The 14,783-nt window shown below is 51.3% G+C and carries 16 protein-coding genes; 1 reads left to right on the top strand and 15 read right to left on the bottom strand.

Translation table 11 applies throughout. From position 1 onward, the window contains the following. Window positions 1-55: 55 nt before the first annotated feature. The 14 genes from ptsG to yceD all read right to left on the bottom strand — a co-directional run bounded on the left by ptsG (window position 56) and on the right by yceD (window position 12,551). The gene (gene ptsG, locus KWG64_RS17990) at window positions 56-1,489 is read right to left on the bottom strand and encodes a PTS glucose transporter subunit IIBC (RefSeq protein WP_195814023.1); all 1,434 of its coding nucleotides are present in this window, start codon (window positions 1,487-1,489) and stop codon (window positions 56-58) included. Window positions 1,490-1,827: 338 nt separating this feature from the next. Continuing rightward, window positions 1,828-2,622: a metal-dependent hydrolase gene (locus tag KWG64_RS17985; RefSeq protein WP_218522678.1), complete on the bottom strand. Its 795-nt coding sequence runs from the start codon at window positions 2,620-2,622 to the stop codon at window positions 1,828-1,830. Window positions 2,623-2,661: 39 nt separating this feature from the next. Then, window positions 2,662-3,681: a DNA polymerase III subunit delta' gene (gene holB / locus KWG64_RS17980; RefSeq protein ID WP_218522677.1), complete on the bottom strand. Its 1,020-nt coding sequence runs from the start codon at window positions 3,679-3,681 to the stop codon at window positions 2,662-2,664. Then, complete coding sequence (gene tmk / locus KWG64_RS17975) at window positions 3,678-4,328, bottom strand: dTMP kinase (protein WP_218522676.1); 651 nt, start codon at window positions 4,326-4,328, stop codon at window positions 3,678-3,680. Before tmk ends, holB begins: the two co-directional genes overlap by 4 nt. Continuing rightward, window positions 4,318-5,343 carry an endolytic transglycosylase MltG gene (gene mltG / locus KWG64_RS17970; RefSeq protein WP_195814027.1) on the bottom strand — a complete coding sequence of 342 codons (1,026 nt, stop codon included), beginning with the start codon at window positions 5,341-5,343 and terminating at the stop codon, window positions 4,318-4,320. Before mltG ends, tmk begins: the two co-directional genes overlap by 11 nt. Window positions 5,344-5,357: 14 nt before the next feature. After that, on the bottom strand, window positions 5,358-6,155 hold the full coding sequence (gene pabC / locus KWG64_RS17965; protein WP_218522675.1) for an aminodeoxychorismate lyase: 798 nt from the start codon (window positions 6,153-6,155) through the stop codon (window positions 5,358-5,360). 219 nt (window positions 6,156-6,374) lie between these two features. Next, window positions 6,375-7,616: a beta-ketoacyl-ACP synthase II gene (gene fabF / locus KWG64_RS17960; protein WP_195814029.1), complete on the bottom strand. Its 1,242-nt coding sequence runs from the start codon at window positions 7,614-7,616 to the stop codon at window positions 6,375-6,377. Window positions 7,617-7,716: 100 nt separating this feature from the next. Then, window positions 7,717-7,953 carry an acyl carrier protein gene (acpP, locus tag KWG64_RS17955; RefSeq protein WP_015690190.1) on the bottom strand — a complete coding sequence of 79 codons (237 nt, stop codon included), beginning with the start codon at window positions 7,951-7,953 and terminating at the stop codon, window positions 7,717-7,719. A 153-nt stretch (window positions 7,954-8,106) separates the two neighbouring features. Then, a complete protein-coding gene (gene fabG, locus KWG64_RS17950) occupies window positions 8,107-8,841 on the bottom strand; it encodes a 3-oxoacyl-ACP reductase FabG (protein WP_013576245.1) in 735 nt (244 codons plus the stop codon). Between the two features lie 14 nt (window positions 8,842-8,855). Beyond that, the gene (gene fabD, locus KWG64_RS17945; protein ID WP_218522674.1) at window positions 8,856-9,785 is read right to left on the bottom strand and encodes an ACP S-malonyltransferase; all 930 of its coding nucleotides are present in this window, start codon (window positions 9,783-9,785) and stop codon (window positions 8,856-8,858) included. An 18-nt stretch (window positions 9,786-9,803) separates the two neighbouring features. After that, entirely contained in the window at window positions 9,804-10,757 is a 954-nt protein-coding gene (locus KWG64_RS17940) for a beta-ketoacyl-ACP synthase III (RefSeq protein WP_195814031.1), read from the bottom strand. Between the two features lie 6 nt (window positions 10,758-10,763). After that, on the bottom strand, window positions 10,764-11,798 hold the full coding sequence (gene plsX, locus KWG64_RS17935; protein WP_195814326.1) for a phosphate acyltransferase PlsX: 1,035 nt from the start codon (window positions 11,796-11,798) through the stop codon (window positions 10,764-10,766). A 48-nt stretch (window positions 11,799-11,846) separates the two neighbouring features. Then, complete coding sequence (gene rpmF / locus KWG64_RS17930) at window positions 11,847-12,014, bottom strand: 50S ribosomal protein L32 (protein ID WP_013576249.1); 168 nt, start codon at window positions 12,012-12,014, stop codon at window positions 11,847-11,849. 12 nt (window positions 12,015-12,026) lie between these two features. Then, a complete protein-coding gene (yceD, locus tag KWG64_RS17925) occupies window positions 12,027-12,551 on the bottom strand; it encodes a 23S rRNA accumulation protein YceD (RefSeq protein ID WP_195814032.1) in 525 nt (174 codons plus the stop codon). A gap of 143 nt (window positions 12,552-12,694) precedes the next feature. On the opposite strand from yceD, the gene KWG64_RS17920 reads away from it, so the two are divergent. Next, complete coding sequence (locus KWG64_RS17920; RefSeq protein WP_218522673.1) at window positions 12,695-13,291, top strand: nucleoside triphosphate pyrophosphatase; 597 nt, start codon at window positions 12,695-12,697, stop codon at window positions 13,289-13,291. A 54-nt stretch (window positions 13,292-13,345) separates the two neighbouring features. Here the strand turns inward: KWG64_RS17920 and rluC are convergent, their stop codons facing one another. After that, on the bottom strand, window positions 13,346-14,308 hold the full coding sequence (gene rluC / locus KWG64_RS17915) for a 23S rRNA pseudouridine(955/2504/2580) synthase RluC (protein WP_195822847.1): 963 nt from the start codon (window positions 14,306-14,308) through the stop codon (window positions 13,346-13,348). Window positions 14,309-14,783: the final 475 nt, after the last annotated feature.

The following is a 14,783-nucleotide window of genomic DNA, read 5'->3' as shown; positions in this document are numbered from 1 at the left end:
GGCATGAAAAAAGGAGGCCGAAGCCTCCTTTCTCAGAACCAGACAGCGTTCACCATTAATGGTTACGCATGTACTCGTCCATGTCTGTTTTCAGGTTATCGGACTTGGTGCCGAAAATTGCCTGAACACCAGAACCTGCCACAACCACACCTGCCGCACCCAGTTTTTTCAGGCCAGCCTGATCAACTTTAGAGACGTCGGCTACGCTGACGCGCAGACGCGTAATACAGGCATCGAGGTTAGTGATGTTTTCTTTACCGCCGAAAGCCTGAACCAGAGAAGCAGACATTTCAGAACCGCCCTGAGTAGAAGTTTCGCTGGTAGCGTCTTCACGGCCAGGAGTTTTCAGATCCAGTTTCGCAATCAGGAAACGGAAGATGCTGTAGTAAATCACCGCATACACTGCACCAACGATTGGGAACAGCCAGATTTTGCTGCTGTTGCCGCTCAGTACGATGAAGTCAATCAGACCGTGGGAGAAGCTGGTACCGTCACGCATACCCAACAGGATACAGATTGGGAATGCCAGACCGGCCAGAATCGCGTGGATCACATACAGGATCGGCGCCACGAACATGAAGGAGAATTCGATTGGCTCGGTGATACCGGTCAGGAACGCGGTCAGAGCAGCGGAAATCATGATACCGCCGACTTTGGCACGGTTCTCAGGTTTTGCTGAGTGCCAGATAGCAACAGCCGCTGCTGGCAGACCGTACATTTTGAACAGGAAGCCGCCTGACAGTTTACCTGCAGTTGGGTCACCCGCCATGTAACGTGGGATATCGCCGTGGAAGACCTGACCGGCAGAGTTCACGTACTCACCGATTTGCATCTGGAATGGAACGTTCCAGATATGGTGCAGACCAAACGGTACCAGCGCACGTTCAACCACACCGTAGATACCGAACGCAACCACCGGGTTCTGATAAGCAGCCCATTGTGAGAAGGTTTGGATACCTGTACCGATTGGAGGCCAGATGAAGGACAGAACCACACCCAGAATGATGGCAGCCAGACCAGAAATGATCGGAACAAAACGTTTACCCGCAAAGAAGCCCAGGTATTCAGGCAGCTTGATGCGATAGAAACGATTGAACATGTATGCCGCGATCGCACCGGAGATGATACCGCCCAGTACGCCGGTATCCGCCAGATGCTTAGCTGCGATTTCTTCAGCCGGCAAATGCAGAACCAGAGGTGCGACAACCGCCATGGTTTTCACCATGATGCCGTACGCAACAACCGATGCCAGTGCAGATACACCGTCGTTATTGGTGAAGCCTAATGCCACACCGATAGCGAAAATCAGAGGCATGTTAGCGAAGACTGAACCACCGGCTTCGGCCATAACATGGGAAACGATCATTGGCAGCCAGCTAAAGTTTGCAGAACCGACGCCCAGCAGGATACCTGCGATTGGGAGTACGGAAACTGGCAGCATTAGCGATTTACCGACCTTTTGAAGGTTTGCAAACGCGTTCTTAAACATAATTGAGTGTGCTCCTGAGTAATGATGCTTTTTGATACTTCATGCGATTTCGCTTAGTAGCGAACCGCTTTGCAAAGGCTCTGAGAGTCTTTTGCTGTCGGGTGTCTAAGCACCCCTTTTAATTTTTACGCAGGGTAAAATAATTCCCTTTGTTAATGTTTGATGGCAGTCACGTTTTTCTGAAAAATGCAGTAAGAGCGTATTAAAAACCCGCACTTACCCGCACAAAATCCGAAAAACGCGGCCCTGACACCGTGAAAAACGGTGCCAAGATACCTCAATATGGCGATTAATTACGAGATGAAAAATAAATCCGGAATATATGACTTAGCGAAAGCTTAGGTCAGAGAGGATGCATCGATGTGAAATAATCGTGAAAAGTTTGCTGTTGTCACTTCGGCCAGCTGTTCGACGCTGACGCCTTTCAAAACAGCCATGTAATCGGCCACATCACGCACGTAGGCAGGCTGATTTTCTTTACCGCGATGCGGAACCGGTGCCAGATACGGAGAATCGGTTTCTACCAGAAGACGGTCTAAGGGCACATAACGGGCGACTTCGCGTAAGGATTCAGCATTTCGGAAAGTCAGGATGCCGGAGAAGGAGATGTAGAAACCGAGATCTAACAGAAATTCTGCGGTCGGGATATCTTCGGTGAAGCAGTGCAGAACGCCACCGCATTCACCGGCTTTCTCTTCTTTCAGAATATCGAGCGTATCCTGACGTGCATCGCGGGTGTGGACGATCACCGGTTTGTTCAGCTCACGGCCAACGCGGATGTGCTCACGGAAAGAATCCTGCTGCAATTTCAGCTGATGTGCTTCTTTCTGATAAAAATAATCCAGACCCGTTTCGCCCATCGCCACCACTTTCGAGCTGGCAGCCAGACGTCGCAGCTCGGCAAAATCGTAGCCGTCATCAATGTTCAGCGGATGAACGCCGCAGGAAAAAGCCACTTCAGGACGGTCGCCAATCAGCTGCGCCATCGCCTCGTATCCCGGTAATGTGGTCGCAACGGCCAGCATAAATTTCACGTCACGCTCGCGGGCTTTTTCCAGCACGTTATCAACGCCGGAGTGCAGCTCGTTGTAATCCAGGCTGTCGAGATGGCAGTGGGAATCGACTAAAAACATAGTATTAACTCGTTACGGTCTGTTGATGATAATTCGGTTTCAGCGCGTCAGTGACGAACTGAAAAATGAGGAAGGAACGGAACCACGCAACATTTGCTCCCATTCCAGCAACTGCTCGGTCAGCAGCAGTTCGCGATTCACGCCCACAATGGAAAGTAACTGCTGGCGGCAGTGCATCCACGCATTGACGGATTGTTGCAGCGAAGCGTTGGATTGCGCACTGGCAAGCAGGCTTATCAGGGGCTGCTGGTCGTGGTTAATGATGAAATGCCCGGCCTGTTGCTGCCATTTGATGGCATCAAGCAACAGCGTTGCCAGCCAGTACAGCCGGTCAGCGGCATCGTCATGATTGAGTTGCGGCAGTAACGAGAGCATATCCTGCTGCTGGCATTGGGTATAAAGCTGCTGGCACAGCGCCACACGCTGTTTCCAGCGCTCGGGCTGTAATAGTTCCAGCGCAGAGAGCGGCGCACCGTTGGTCAGCCGCAATGCGGTCTTAATCGCCACCGGATCCGCGCTGAGCTGGCGGTTGATCCACTGTACGGATAACGCCTCTTCCGGCACCGGCAGATGCCAGTAGAAACAGCGGCTGCGGATAGTGGCCAGCAACGCCGAAGGTTCACGGCAGCCCAGCAGGAAATAGGTCCCGGCAGGCGGTTCTTCCAGCGTTTTGAGCAAGGCGTTCGCCGCGGCTTCCGTCAGCAATTCCATCTGCGGGATCCACACCACTTTCGCGCCACCCTGCTGCGAGTAATTGTAGAGCGTTTCAATGAGCTGCCGAACCGGGTCGATGCCCAGCGAATTTTTGCCTTTTTCAGGCAGCAAGGTATGCCAGTCAGGATGGTTTCCGGCGATCATCAGCTGGCAGCTGTGGCATTTACCGCAACTCTTTTCACCGTCTTTATTCTGGCAAAGCAACCAGCGGCTCAGGCCATAGACCAGTGCGTCATCGCCCATTCCCGCCGCAACGTGCATCAGCAGGGAATGATGACCACGCCCGGTCTGATATTGCCCGATTAACTGGCGGTAAGGGCCGCTGAGCCACGGATACCAACTCATGACATCTGGCCTTTTGCTGCCTGTTCGTCGAACCAGTTTTTCAGCGTCAGCTCGATGGAAGTTTTAACCTGTCCGATGGTCTGCGACGCATCAATAGTTTTGATGCGGCTGTCGGCGGCGGCAAGTTCGAGGTAACGCGCACGCGTACGCTCAAAGAATGGCAGCGCTTCCTGTTCGATACGATCCAGCTCACCGCGCGCACGGGCGCGTTGCAGGCCAACAGCCGGTGGCAGATCGAGATAAAGCGTGAGATCAGGACGGAAATCGCCCAGCACAGTGTCGCGCAATGAACTCATCAGTTTTGCATCAATACCACGTCCGCCGCCCTGATAGGCTTGCGACGAGAGATCATGGCGATCGCCTACAACCCAGGCACCACGCGCCAGAGCAGGCAAAATCACGGTTTCAACCAGCTGAACGCGCGCGGCATAAAGCATCAGCACTTCCGCTTTTACGGTAGGTTTTTCGCCGTCCACGCCACGTTTGAACAAGTCACGCAGCTTTTCTGCCAGCGGCGTACCGCCCGGCTCCCGGGTAAACACAATGTCCTCCACACCATGCTGGCGCAGCGCATTCACAACCACGTCATGTGCGGTGGTCTTCCCTGCCCCTTCAAGGCCTTCGATTACAATGAAGTTACTTTTCATTCTTGTTTTTCAGAGCCTCTAAATACACACGAACCGCCTTGTTGTGGTTCACAAGGTTAGTGCTAAAAGTATGCCCGCCTTTGCCGTCTGCGACAAAATAAAGATAGGGCGTTTTTGCGGGATGCGCCGCAGCCTGGAGCGAAGCTTCGCTCGGCATCGCGATTGGCGATGGCGGCAAACCGGTAATGACGTAAGTATTGTAAGGCGTCGGCGTTTCCAAATCTTTTTTGGTGATATTACCGGTGTAGTTTTCGCCCATACCGTAGATGACCGTCGGATCAGTTTGCAAACGCATGCCGATACGAAGACGGTTGATAAAGACGGAAGCCACTTCCGGGCGTTCATCTTTTACGGCGGTTTCTTTTTCAATAATCGACGCCATCGTCACCATATCGGCGGGCGTTTTATACGGCAGTGAGTCCGCGCGGCCTTTCCAGATGTCGGCAACGGTTTTTTCCATCCGCACGTGCGCACGTTTGAGCAGAGAAATGTCGGTCATACCGGCGGTGTAATGATAGGTATCGGGATAGAGCCAGCCTTCTGCATTTTTGGTGTCGGTAATGCCTAATGCCGCCGCAATCTCTTCGCCACTCTTGCCGTTCAGCTCATGCTTCAGATATTCCGACTTCTCCATCACTTTCATCCAGTCACTCAGTTTGAAACCTTCCACAAAGCGGATGCTGAACTGCGCTTCTTTGCCGCTTTTCAGTAATTCCAGCATCTGACGGACGGTCATTCCCTTTTCGAGACGATACGTCCCGGCTTTGAACTCGCTCAGTTCAGGCTCAAGGCGTAATAACCACGGGAACCAGTGACTTGATTTAATCAGTTTTTTATCAATGAGCAGCGTTTCCAGCGCCACACGCCCCGTACCGGCTGGCAGGGTGAAAATGGTTTCGCTGCTGACGTTGATCGGGCGGTCGGCGAACTGCTTCACTTTATGGTAACTCAGCGCCGCCAGCCCAAGCAGGATCAGGACAATCAGGGCGAAAAATTTCGTTTTTTTGTTCGTCATTGTTTGTTCACTTTTTAAAAGCTCTGGTGCAGGAAATTGTACAAATGCCGCCCGGCGTAATGACGTTCACAGGCTTCTGCCACCGGTAAAATGGGCATCAGTGCATTACAAATCAGGATTTCGTCAGCATCCGTTAGTGTTTCGGGCGTTTCACAGACCTGATGTAAAACCCAGGGAGAGGCTGATTCAATCACGCGGATAAGATGCTGACGCATAATCCCGTCGACGCCCGAGTGCGATAAATCCGGCGTAAAGACCTGATTTCCTTTGCGCCAGAATAAATTGGCCGCACAGCATTCCACCAGGCAACCGGAGGTGTCAACCACCAGCGCTTCATTGGCGTCTGTCTGGTCAAGATGCATGCGGATCATGACCTGTTCAAGACGGTTGAGATGTTTAATTCCTGCCAGCAGGGGATTTTTGCTCAGCATCACCGGGCTTAACGCAAGCTTCACGCCGCGCTCGCGCCATTGGTGATACTGCGCCGGGTAACCCGATACCGACACAATACGTGTCGGGCCGCTGCATCCTGCCGTGCTGTAGCCACGCCCGCCCTGCCCGCGCGTCAAAATGGCTTTCACCACGCCCTCTTGCTCATGCTGCGCGGCCCCAACCATTTCACGCTCCAGCGCCTGCCAGTCCACGCCCTCAATTCGTAATACGGCAACCGCACGCTGCAAACGTTGCAGATGGGCGTCCAGAAACTGAATTTCGCCGTTCATCACTCTGGCCGTCGTAAAGCAGCCATCGCCAAATTGCACCGAACGATCTCCTGCCGGCAATGCAGCTTGCGCCACACCGTTGATCCACATGGTTACTTCCTCCGGGCGTTAAGATTCTCTGACTGAAGAGCCTGCGCGAGCGGGCCTGTTGCATCAAGTGGAGCATTCTTACTTTATCGTACCGGGCCAGGCAGAGCGCTGGAACACGCATTTTGTTGAACTGCCGTTTGGCACAAGTCAGACCTTTTATGCAGACAGCAAAAAGGCCCAATAACGGGCCTTTTACAGACGGACAGATTTTTACCGGATTCAGATCTTGCGGAATACCAGCGAACCATTAGTGCCGCCAAAACCGAACGAGTTACACAGTGAGTAATTCAGATCTTTTACCTGACGCGCTTCATGTGCCACGAAGTCCAGATCACAGCCTTCATCCGGATTATCCAGATTGATGGTCGGTGGAACGGCCTGATCGCGTAAAGCAAGTAAGGTAAAGATAGATTCCACTGCGCCAGCGGCGCCCAGTAAGTGTCCGGTCATGGATTTGGTCGAGCTGACCAGCACTTTCTTTGCATCCGCACCAAAAACAGATTTAACCGCCTGCGCTTCAGCTTTATCGCCGGCAGCGGTAGATGTCCCGTGCGCGTTGATATAACCAATTTCGGAAGCAGAAATACCGGCATCGCGAAGTGCATTTTCCATAGCCAGAGCCGCACCCGCGCCATCTTCCGGCGGTGAAGTCATATGGAAAGCATCGCTGCTCATACCGAAACCAACAATCTCAGCATAAATTTTCGCACCGCGTTTGCGGGCATGTTCGTACTCTTCCAGCACCATAATACCTGCGCCGTCGCCGAGGACGAAACCATCACGATCTTTATCCCACGGACGGCTTGCCGCCTGAGGATTATCGTTACGGGTTGAAAGTGCACGTGCCGCGCCAAAACCACCCACACCCAACGGTGTACTGGCTTTTTCTGCGCCACCGGCCAGCATGACGTCCGCATCGTTATAAGCAATGATACGTGCCGCATGACCAATGTTGTGCACGCCAGAGGTACAAGCCGTAGCAATAGAAATACTCGGTCCGCGCAACCCAAACATAATGCTCAGATGACCGGCAATCATGTTAACGATGGTTGAGGGAACGAAGAAAGGGCTAATTTTACGAGGTCCGCCGTTAACCAATGAGGAATGGTTTTCTTCAATCAGACCAAGGCCGCCAATACCAGAACCAATCGCCGCACCAATACGCGTCGCATTCTCAGCATTTACTTCAAGCCCGGAGTCTTGCATCGCTTGAATACCGGCAGTAATACCATACTGAATAAAGGCGTCCATCTTGCGTGCATCTTTGCGAGAGATGAAGTCTTCACAGTTAAAATCTTTAACTAAGCCAGCAAAACGCGTTGCATAGGCACTAGTATCAAAATGGTCGATTAGGCTAATGCCACTCTGACCGGCAAGGAGAGCGTTCCAAGTGGACTCTACAGTATTGCCGACAGGAGACAGCATGCCCAGTCCAGTCACTACAACTCGACGCTTAGACACGTGTGTCCTCCAGGGAGGGAAAAAGTAGTAATACCGTGGGATATAAAAAACTTAGGCGGTCGAATGACCGCCTAACTATCTAAACTTAAAGCATGTACGCTTACTGTTGGCTAGCGTTGATAAAATCAATAGCTGCCTGAACAGTAGTGATTTTTTCAGCTTCTTCGTCAGGGATCTCGGTATCAAACTCTTCTTCCAGAGCCATAACCAGCTCAACGGTGTCGAGAGAATCAGCGCCAAGGTCGTCTACGAAAGATGCAGCATTCACTACTTCTTCCTGTTTAACACCCAGCTGTTCAACGATGATTTTCTTAACGCGTTCTTCGATAGTGCTCATACTCTTAAATTTCCTATCAAAACTCGCTTTCGCGATGGTTTTCGTAGTGTATAAAATGTTGAAAAAGATGCAACTAAATCCAGGCTGGTCAAACCACGAATTTGCTCTATTTTGCGGTTTTTACCGCAAAAAACGCAAATAATTTCGTAATTTTTAAATCATGTACATGCCGCCATTGACATGTAATGTTTCACCCGTGATGTAGCTGGCCTCGTCAGAGGCTAAAAAAGCAACGGCGCTGGCAATTTCTTTGGCATCGCCCAACCGGTTGGCTGGAACTGATGACAAAATGCCTGCGCGTTGATCATCTGTCAACGCCCTTGTCATATCCGTCTCAATAAAGCCGGGAGCGACGACGTTGACAGTAATGCCACGTGAAGCGACTTCACGTGCCAAAGACTTACTAAAACCAATCAAGCCAGCTTTAGCCGCCGCGTAGTTCGCCTGCCCTGCGTTACCCATGGTGCCAACAACGGAACCAATTGTAATAATCCGTCCACACCGTTTCTTCATCATAGCCCGCATGACAGCTTTTGACAGCCGAAACACTGAAGTCAGGTTCGTGTCCAGGATATCCTGCCACTCATCATCCTTCATTCGCATGAGAAGGTTATCACGGGTAATGCCGGCATTATTAACTAAAATATCAATTTCGCCAAATTCAGCTCGAATCGTCGCCAATACTTGCTCAATAGATGCAGAATCAACCACATTGAGCATAATACCTTTGCCGTTTTCGCCTAAATATTCGCCGATTGCTTCAGCGCCTTTTTCGCTGGTCGCGGTGCCGATCACTTTTGCGCCGCCAGCAACCAGCTTTTCAGCGATTGCGCGACCAATGCCACGGCTCGCACCCGTTACCAGTGCAATTTTGCCTTCGAAGCTCATACTCATCCTCTTAATTACTGCTCAAGCGCCGCAGTCAGGCTTGCCGTGTCGTTTACCGCGGCCGCCGTCAGGGTGTCTACAATACGTTTAGTCAGACCGGTCAGAACTTTACCTGGTCCCACTTCTAATAACTGTTCAACGCCTTGTGCTGCCATGAATTCGACAGATTCAGTCCAGCGAACCGGGCTGTATAACTGACGAACGAGAGCACTGCGGATCGCTTCCGGAGACGTTTCAACTTTCACGTCTACGTTGTTCACGACGGAATATTGTGGCGCACTGAAGGTCACATTTTCCAGCGCAACAGCGAGTTTATCAGCAGCAGGCTTCATTAATGCGCAGTGTGAAGGCACGCTGACAGGCAGTGGCAGAGCACGTTTTGCGCCAGCGGCTTTACAAGCAGCACCTGCACGCTCAACGGCTTCTTTGTTACCGGCGATAACGACCTGGCCCGGTGAGTTAAAGTTCACCGGCGAAACAACCTGGCCTTGCGCAGATTCTTCACACGCTTTAGCGATTGCATCGTTGTCCAGACCGATAATGGCATACATTGCGCCAGTACCCGCGGGTACGGCTTCCTGCATCAGTTTGCCGCGCAGTTCAACCAGGGAAATAGCCTGTTTGAAATCCAGCACACCCGCGCAAACGAGCGCTGAATATTCGCCCAGGCTGTGGCCGGCCATCAGAACAGGCTGAGTGCCGTTCTGCTGCTGCCAGACACGCCAGATAGCGACGGACGCGGCCAGCAAGGCAGGCTGTGTCTGCCAGGTTTTATTCAATTCTTCAGCTGGCCCCTGCTGCACCAACTGCCATAAATCATACCCCAGCGCCGAAGAAGCTTCGGCAAATGTTTCTTCAACAATCGGGTTTGCTGTCGCTAAATCAGCCAGCATACCGAGCGTCTGAGAACCCTGACCAGGGAAAACAACTGCAATTTTTGTCATTTTTATCTTCCTGTTAAATCAGAAACGTACCAGCGCCGAGCCCCAGGTAAAGCCACCGCCAAATGCTTCGAGCAGCACTAACTGCCCGCGCTGAATTCTGCCATCGCGCACCGCTTCGTCAAACGCAGCAGGCACAGAAGCCGCTGAAGTATTACCGTGACGATCGAGAGTGACGACAACTTTATCCATCCCCATGCCCAGCTTTTTCGCTGTCGCACTGATGATGCGCAGGTTCGCCTGATGCGGAACCAGCCAGTCGAGTTCGGAACGGTCGAGATTATTAGCCGTCAGGGTTTCATCAACAATATGCGCCAGTTCAGTCACGGCTACCTTGAAGACTTCATTACCCGCCATGGTGACGTAAGCCGGTTTTTCAGGCTCAGACTGACTTGGGTAAGCCAGCGTCAGCAGGTTGCCGTAATGGCCATCTGCATGCATGTGCGTGGAAATGATGCCCTGCTCTTCGGATGCGCCCAGCAGTACCGCGCCAGCACCATCGCCAAAGAGGATCACCGTACCGCGATCTTCAGGATCGAGTTTACGGGACAACACGTCAGAGCCGATCACCAGCGCATATTTCACGGCGCCGTTTTTAATGTACTGATCGGCAACGCTCAGTGCGTAGGTGAAACCTGCACAAGCGGCGGCCAAATCGAACGCTGCAGAATCCTTGATGCCCAGCATGTTCTGCACCTGGCAGGCTGAACTCGGGAATGCATGTGAAGATGAGGTTGTTGCAACAATGATCAGGCCTACGTCGCTCGCGCTGACGCCGGCCATTTCGAGTGCTTTTTCTGCTGCGTGCAGGCCCATTGTGGCCACAGTCTCATCCGGTGCAGCGATACGACGTTCACGAATACCTGTGCGGGTGACAATCCACTCGTCGGAGGTATCCACCATTTTTTCTAAGTCGGCATTAGACCGAACTTGCACGGGCAAATAGCTCCCCGTACCGAGAATCTTTGTATACATGTACGATCAGTCACTCTTGGGTAATACAGCTTCAAGGCGCGCGGCGATCCGCTGAGGGACCTGCCGCTGCACCGCCTGCACAGCCTGTTCGATAGCAACAGCAAACGCACGCTGGTTTGCTCCGCCGTGGCTTTTAATAACGATGCCCCGTAATCCTAACAAACATGCGCCATTATACTGGTCGGGGTTGAGATGGCTAAAACGCTTTAGCAATTTCTTCTGTACTATCCGACCTAACCATTTCAGCCACCAGGCCTTCTTGCCACCCTCGCCTGAGGATTTTAACAGTGACAAAAACATCCTTATTACACCTTCCATGGTTTTGAGCGTCACGTTACCGACAAAGCCGTCACACACCATCACGTCAGTCTTACCGGTCAGAAGGTCATTGCCTTCAAGATAGCCGATATAGTTGATTAGTGCGGTATTTTTTAAAATGGCAGCGGCTTCACGGATGTTGTCCAGCCCTTTGCTTTCCTCTTCACCGATATTCAGCAAGGCAACTCGGGGGTTATTAATACCCACCACCTGTTCGGCCATCACTGCACCCATAACGGCAAACTGAACCAGCATTGTGCTGTCACACTCAACGTTCGCCCCCAGATCCAGCACCACGGTTTTACTGCGCTGCTGATTGGGCAATACGCTCATCAGCGCCGGGCGCTCAATGCCATCCAGAGGCTTTACAACCAGTTTGGCTAATCCCATCAGCGCACCGGTATTCCCGGCACTGACGCACGCCTGCGCGTCACCACTTTTGATCAGTTCCAACGCCACACGCATTGAGCTTCCTTTACTGGCCCGTATAGCTTGCGACGCGCGAAGGTCACTGGCTATTACTGATTCAGCAGGAATTATCCGAATTCGTTCTGTTAAAGAAGGATCGGCTTTGGCTAAGAAAGGTGTGATTGCGTCGGGATCACCGACCAGAAGAAGGTCTAATTCAGAATTAGAAATCAGTGCCTGCAATGAAGCAGGCACTGTGACGGAAGGACCGAAATCCCCGCCCATTACATCTAACGCGACGGTTAGACGAGTCAAGGTATCGCCTTGCCAGCACTTATCACGTGAATAAGTTGCAGGCAAATATCAGCCGATTACCTTGCGACCGCGGTAGAAACCGTCGGCAGTGATGTGGTGACGCAGGTGAGTTTCACCAGAAGTCTTGTCCACAGACAGAGTGGAAGTGGTCAGAGCGTCATGTGAACGACGCATGCCACGTTTAGAACGGGTTGGTTTATTCTGTTGTACGGCCATGGACCTTACTCCTTAAGTACTTTTCTTTAAACTCGCTAATACGGCAAATGGATTTGGTTTCTCCGCCTCTGCAGGCAGTTTACCAAACACCATGTCCGCGTCGGACACTTCACAGTGTTCAGATTCATGTACCGGAACGACAGGCAGAGAAAGAATAATTTCGTCTTCAATCATTGCCAGCAAATCAACTTCGCCAAAATCATCGACTTCGATCGGCTCGTACGCTTCCGGTAATGCCTCAGCCTGTTCATCATTTTGGACAGGACTAAAACAATACGTTGTGTGAACCTGATGTTCAAACGTCTTACCGCATCTCTGGCATTCCAGAGTTACAGCAACATCGGAGTGGCCGGTAATCACAGCCAGGCGCTGATTGTCGATATTAAACGACAAAGAGGTTTGTACGTCAGAATCCACGCTAACCACTGATTGGGCAACCCGCGTTACCTGTTCTGCAGCATAGACACCTGTATAGTCTAGACGCTTCTGGGCTGTGCGGACCGCATCAACGGTCAGGGGTAATTTTACTTTTTGCATAGGGCGCGCATATTAACTTTGTAACGACATAGAGTCAAAGAAAAAGGCCTTTAAACCGCACCTTTCACCAATATTCGCTTCCACAGCGGCCGACAGTTTAAAATGTGCGATTCAATAACGCTACGCTTTGTGAAAAAAAAATTATGCAGACATCCACGAAAAAAATACTTTTGGCCTCTACTTCAGTCTACCGGAAAGCCCTGCTGGCGAAGGCGGGTCTCGCCTTTTCATGCGCATCGCCCGATATTGATGAAACACCATCTGCAGGCGAAAAACCTGATGAACTGGTTAAACGACTGGCCCGTTCTAAAGCTTCCGCACTCAGCGCAAACTACCCGGAGCACCTGATTATCGGCTCTGACCAGGTTTGCGTGATCGACGGGCATATTACCGGCAAGCCACATACTTTCGAAAATGCCTTTCGCCAGTTACGCGCGGCGAGCGGAAAAACCGTGACGTTTTATACCGGTCTCAGCCTTTACGATAATAGCCAGAAGCAACAGGCACAGACGCTGTGCGAAACTTTTGACGTCGTCTTCCGGGCATTAACAGACGAAGAGATATCAGGCTATTTGCATCGCGAACAGCCTTACGATTGCGCGGGAAGTTTTAAATCTGAGGGGCTGGGTATCACGCTATTTGACAGCCTTTCAGGGCGCGACCCGAATACGCTGATTGGATTACCCCTTATTGCCCTGCTGGGTTTGTTAAGGGCGCACGGTGTGAATCCGCTGGTGTAGATGAAAAGAAAAGAGGCGCAACCTGTGCGCCCCTTATTAACGAATCCAGAAGCGTTAACGTGAAGTGCTTTTACTGCGCAGAACTTTCAGGCAATTACGCAGTTTGGCATCCATCGGCGCTTCAATACGCAGCGTTTCACCGGTGTTCGGATGTTCAAACCGTAAAGCCGCAGCGTGCAGGAATAAACGATTCAACCCCGTGCCTGCCAGTTTTGCGTCAAAATCACGCTCGCCATAACGGTCATCAAAAGCAATCGGATGACCTGCATGCAAGGCGTGAACACGAATCTGGTGCGTTCTGCCGGTTACCGGGCTGGCTTTTACCAGTGTCGCGAATTCATAACGCTCTTCAATTTTGAATCGCGTTTCAGAGGGTTTACCTTCTGCATTAACGCGCACAACACGCTCGCCACTTTGCAAAATGTTTTTCAGCAAAGGGGCCTGCACAACTTTACAATGTGACGGCCATTCACCGCGCACCAGCGCCAGATAATCCTTCTGCATGCTTTTCACACGCAGTTGTTCGTGCAGGGAACGCAATGCTGAACGTTTCTTAGCGACAAGCAATACGCCCGAGGTATCACGGTCCAGACGATGGACTAATTCCAGAAAACGCGCTTCAGGGCGAAGTGCCCGTAAACCTTCAATAACACCAAAGCTCAGGCCACTGCCACCGTGAACAGCAGTACCAGACGGCTTATTCAGAATTAATAAGTAATCGTCTTCATACAATATACAGTCGGTTAGTGCGGCTACTTTATCCAGTTTGGCAGAAACCGGCGCTTCATCCCTTTCGGCTACGCGAACAGGCGGCACACGCACTTCGTCGCCAGCTAATAACTTATATTCTGGCTTAATTCTTTTCTTATTAACCCGGACTTCGCCCTTACGCACGATGCGATAGATCATGCTTTTCGGCACGCCTTTCAGGATTTTGAGTAAGAAGTTGTCGATGCGCTGACCGGCTTCATCTTCAGAAATGGGGATTAATTGTACAGTTGGGTTCTCAGTTTTCATGGCTCGCGATTCTAAATATCCGGCACGGTTCGCGCCACTGATTTTTATGTGCTTAACTCTTACTTTACCAGTAAATGCCGAGGAAAACCTGCCTGCTTCACCCGTTTTTAAAGAATACAAAAGTTAAGACAATGCGGCACATATCTCATTGAGGTAAATATCTTACCCGCATGGGAAAAGTCACCTTGCTATCAGAGTGCCTGCAATGGAATAATGAAGTCACTTTCGGCGTTGTTTCTCTTAAGTTAGGGAAAACGCAGGAATTATAGATTTGCCTGATCGCACAAAAACGCAGCAATGGCGTAAGACGTAATGTGAAATCAAGCAATTAGCGGGCTGCGGGTTGCAGCTTGGCCGGCGAACGGAATGAGATCTGTTAACGTAAATTCAGAAGCTATTCCCCTAATAAAAGTGCTGCTTTCATAACGCTGGTGTCTTTAATACAGCAAAAGCAGACTTACCGAAATAATGCGCC

Origin of the sequence: Rahnella sp. PD12R (assembly GCF_019200965.1) — a bacterium.
Lineage (GTDB): Bacteria > Pseudomonadota > Gammaproteobacteria > Enterobacterales > Enterobacteriaceae > Rahnella > Rahnella laticis.
Note: the sequence above shows the minus strand (reverse complement) of the source record. Positions and strands in the feature narration are given on the sequence as shown.

Excerpts from the sequence above, each read along its gene's own strand:
- KWG64_RS17985 (WP_218522678.1), bottom strand. The coding sequence starts at position 2,622 with ATGTTTTTAGTCGATTCCCACTGCCATCTCGACAGCCTGGATTACAAC.
- rluC (WP_195822847.1), bottom strand. The coding sequence starts at position 14,308 with ATGAAAACTGAGAACCCAACTGTACAATTAATCCCCATTTCTGAAGAT.
- fabD (WP_218522674.1), bottom strand. The coding sequence starts at position 9,785 with ATGACAAAAATTGCAGTTGTTTTCCCTGGTCAGGGTTCTCAGACGCTC.
- tmk (WP_218522676.1), bottom strand. The coding sequence starts at position 4,328 with ATGAAAAGTAACTTCATTGTAATCGAAGGCCTTGAAGGGGCAGGGAAG.
- yceD (WP_195814032.1), bottom strand. The coding sequence starts at position 12,551 with ATGCAAAAAGTAAAATTACCCCTGACCGTTGATGCGGTCCGCACAGCC.
- ptsG (WP_195814023.1), bottom strand. The coding sequence starts at position 1,489 with ATGTTTAAGAACGCGTTTGCAAACCTTCAAAAGGTCGGTAAATCGCTA.
- rpmF (WP_013576249.1), bottom strand. The coding sequence starts at position 12,014 with ATGGCCGTACAACAGAATAAACCAACCCGTTCTAAACGTGGCATGCGT.
- KWG64_RS17940 (WP_195814031.1), bottom strand. The coding sequence starts at position 10,757 with ATGTATACAAAGATTCTCGGTACGGGGAGCTATTTGCCCGTGCAAGTT.
- KWG64_RS17920 (WP_218522673.1), top strand. The coding sequence starts at position 12,695 with ATGCAGACATCCACGAAAAAAATACTTTTGGCCTCTACTTCAGTCTAC.
- acpP (WP_015690190.1), bottom strand. The coding sequence starts at position 7,953 with ATGAGCACTATCGAAGAACGCGTTAAGAAAATCATCGTTGAACAGCTG.
- pabC (WP_218522675.1), bottom strand. The coding sequence starts at position 6,155 with ATGTGGATCAACGGTGTGGCGCAAGCTGCATTGCCGGCAGGAGATCGT.
- holB (WP_218522677.1), bottom strand. The coding sequence starts at position 3,681 with ATGAGTTGGTATCCGTGGCTCAGCGGCCCTTACCGCCAGTTAATCGGG.
- fabG (WP_013576245.1), bottom strand. The coding sequence starts at position 8,841 with ATGAGCTTCGAAGGCAAAATTGCACTGGTAACGGGTGCGAGCCGTGGC.
- mltG (WP_195814027.1), bottom strand. The coding sequence starts at position 5,343 with ATGACGAACAAAAAAACGAAATTTTTCGCCCTGATTGTCCTGATCCTG.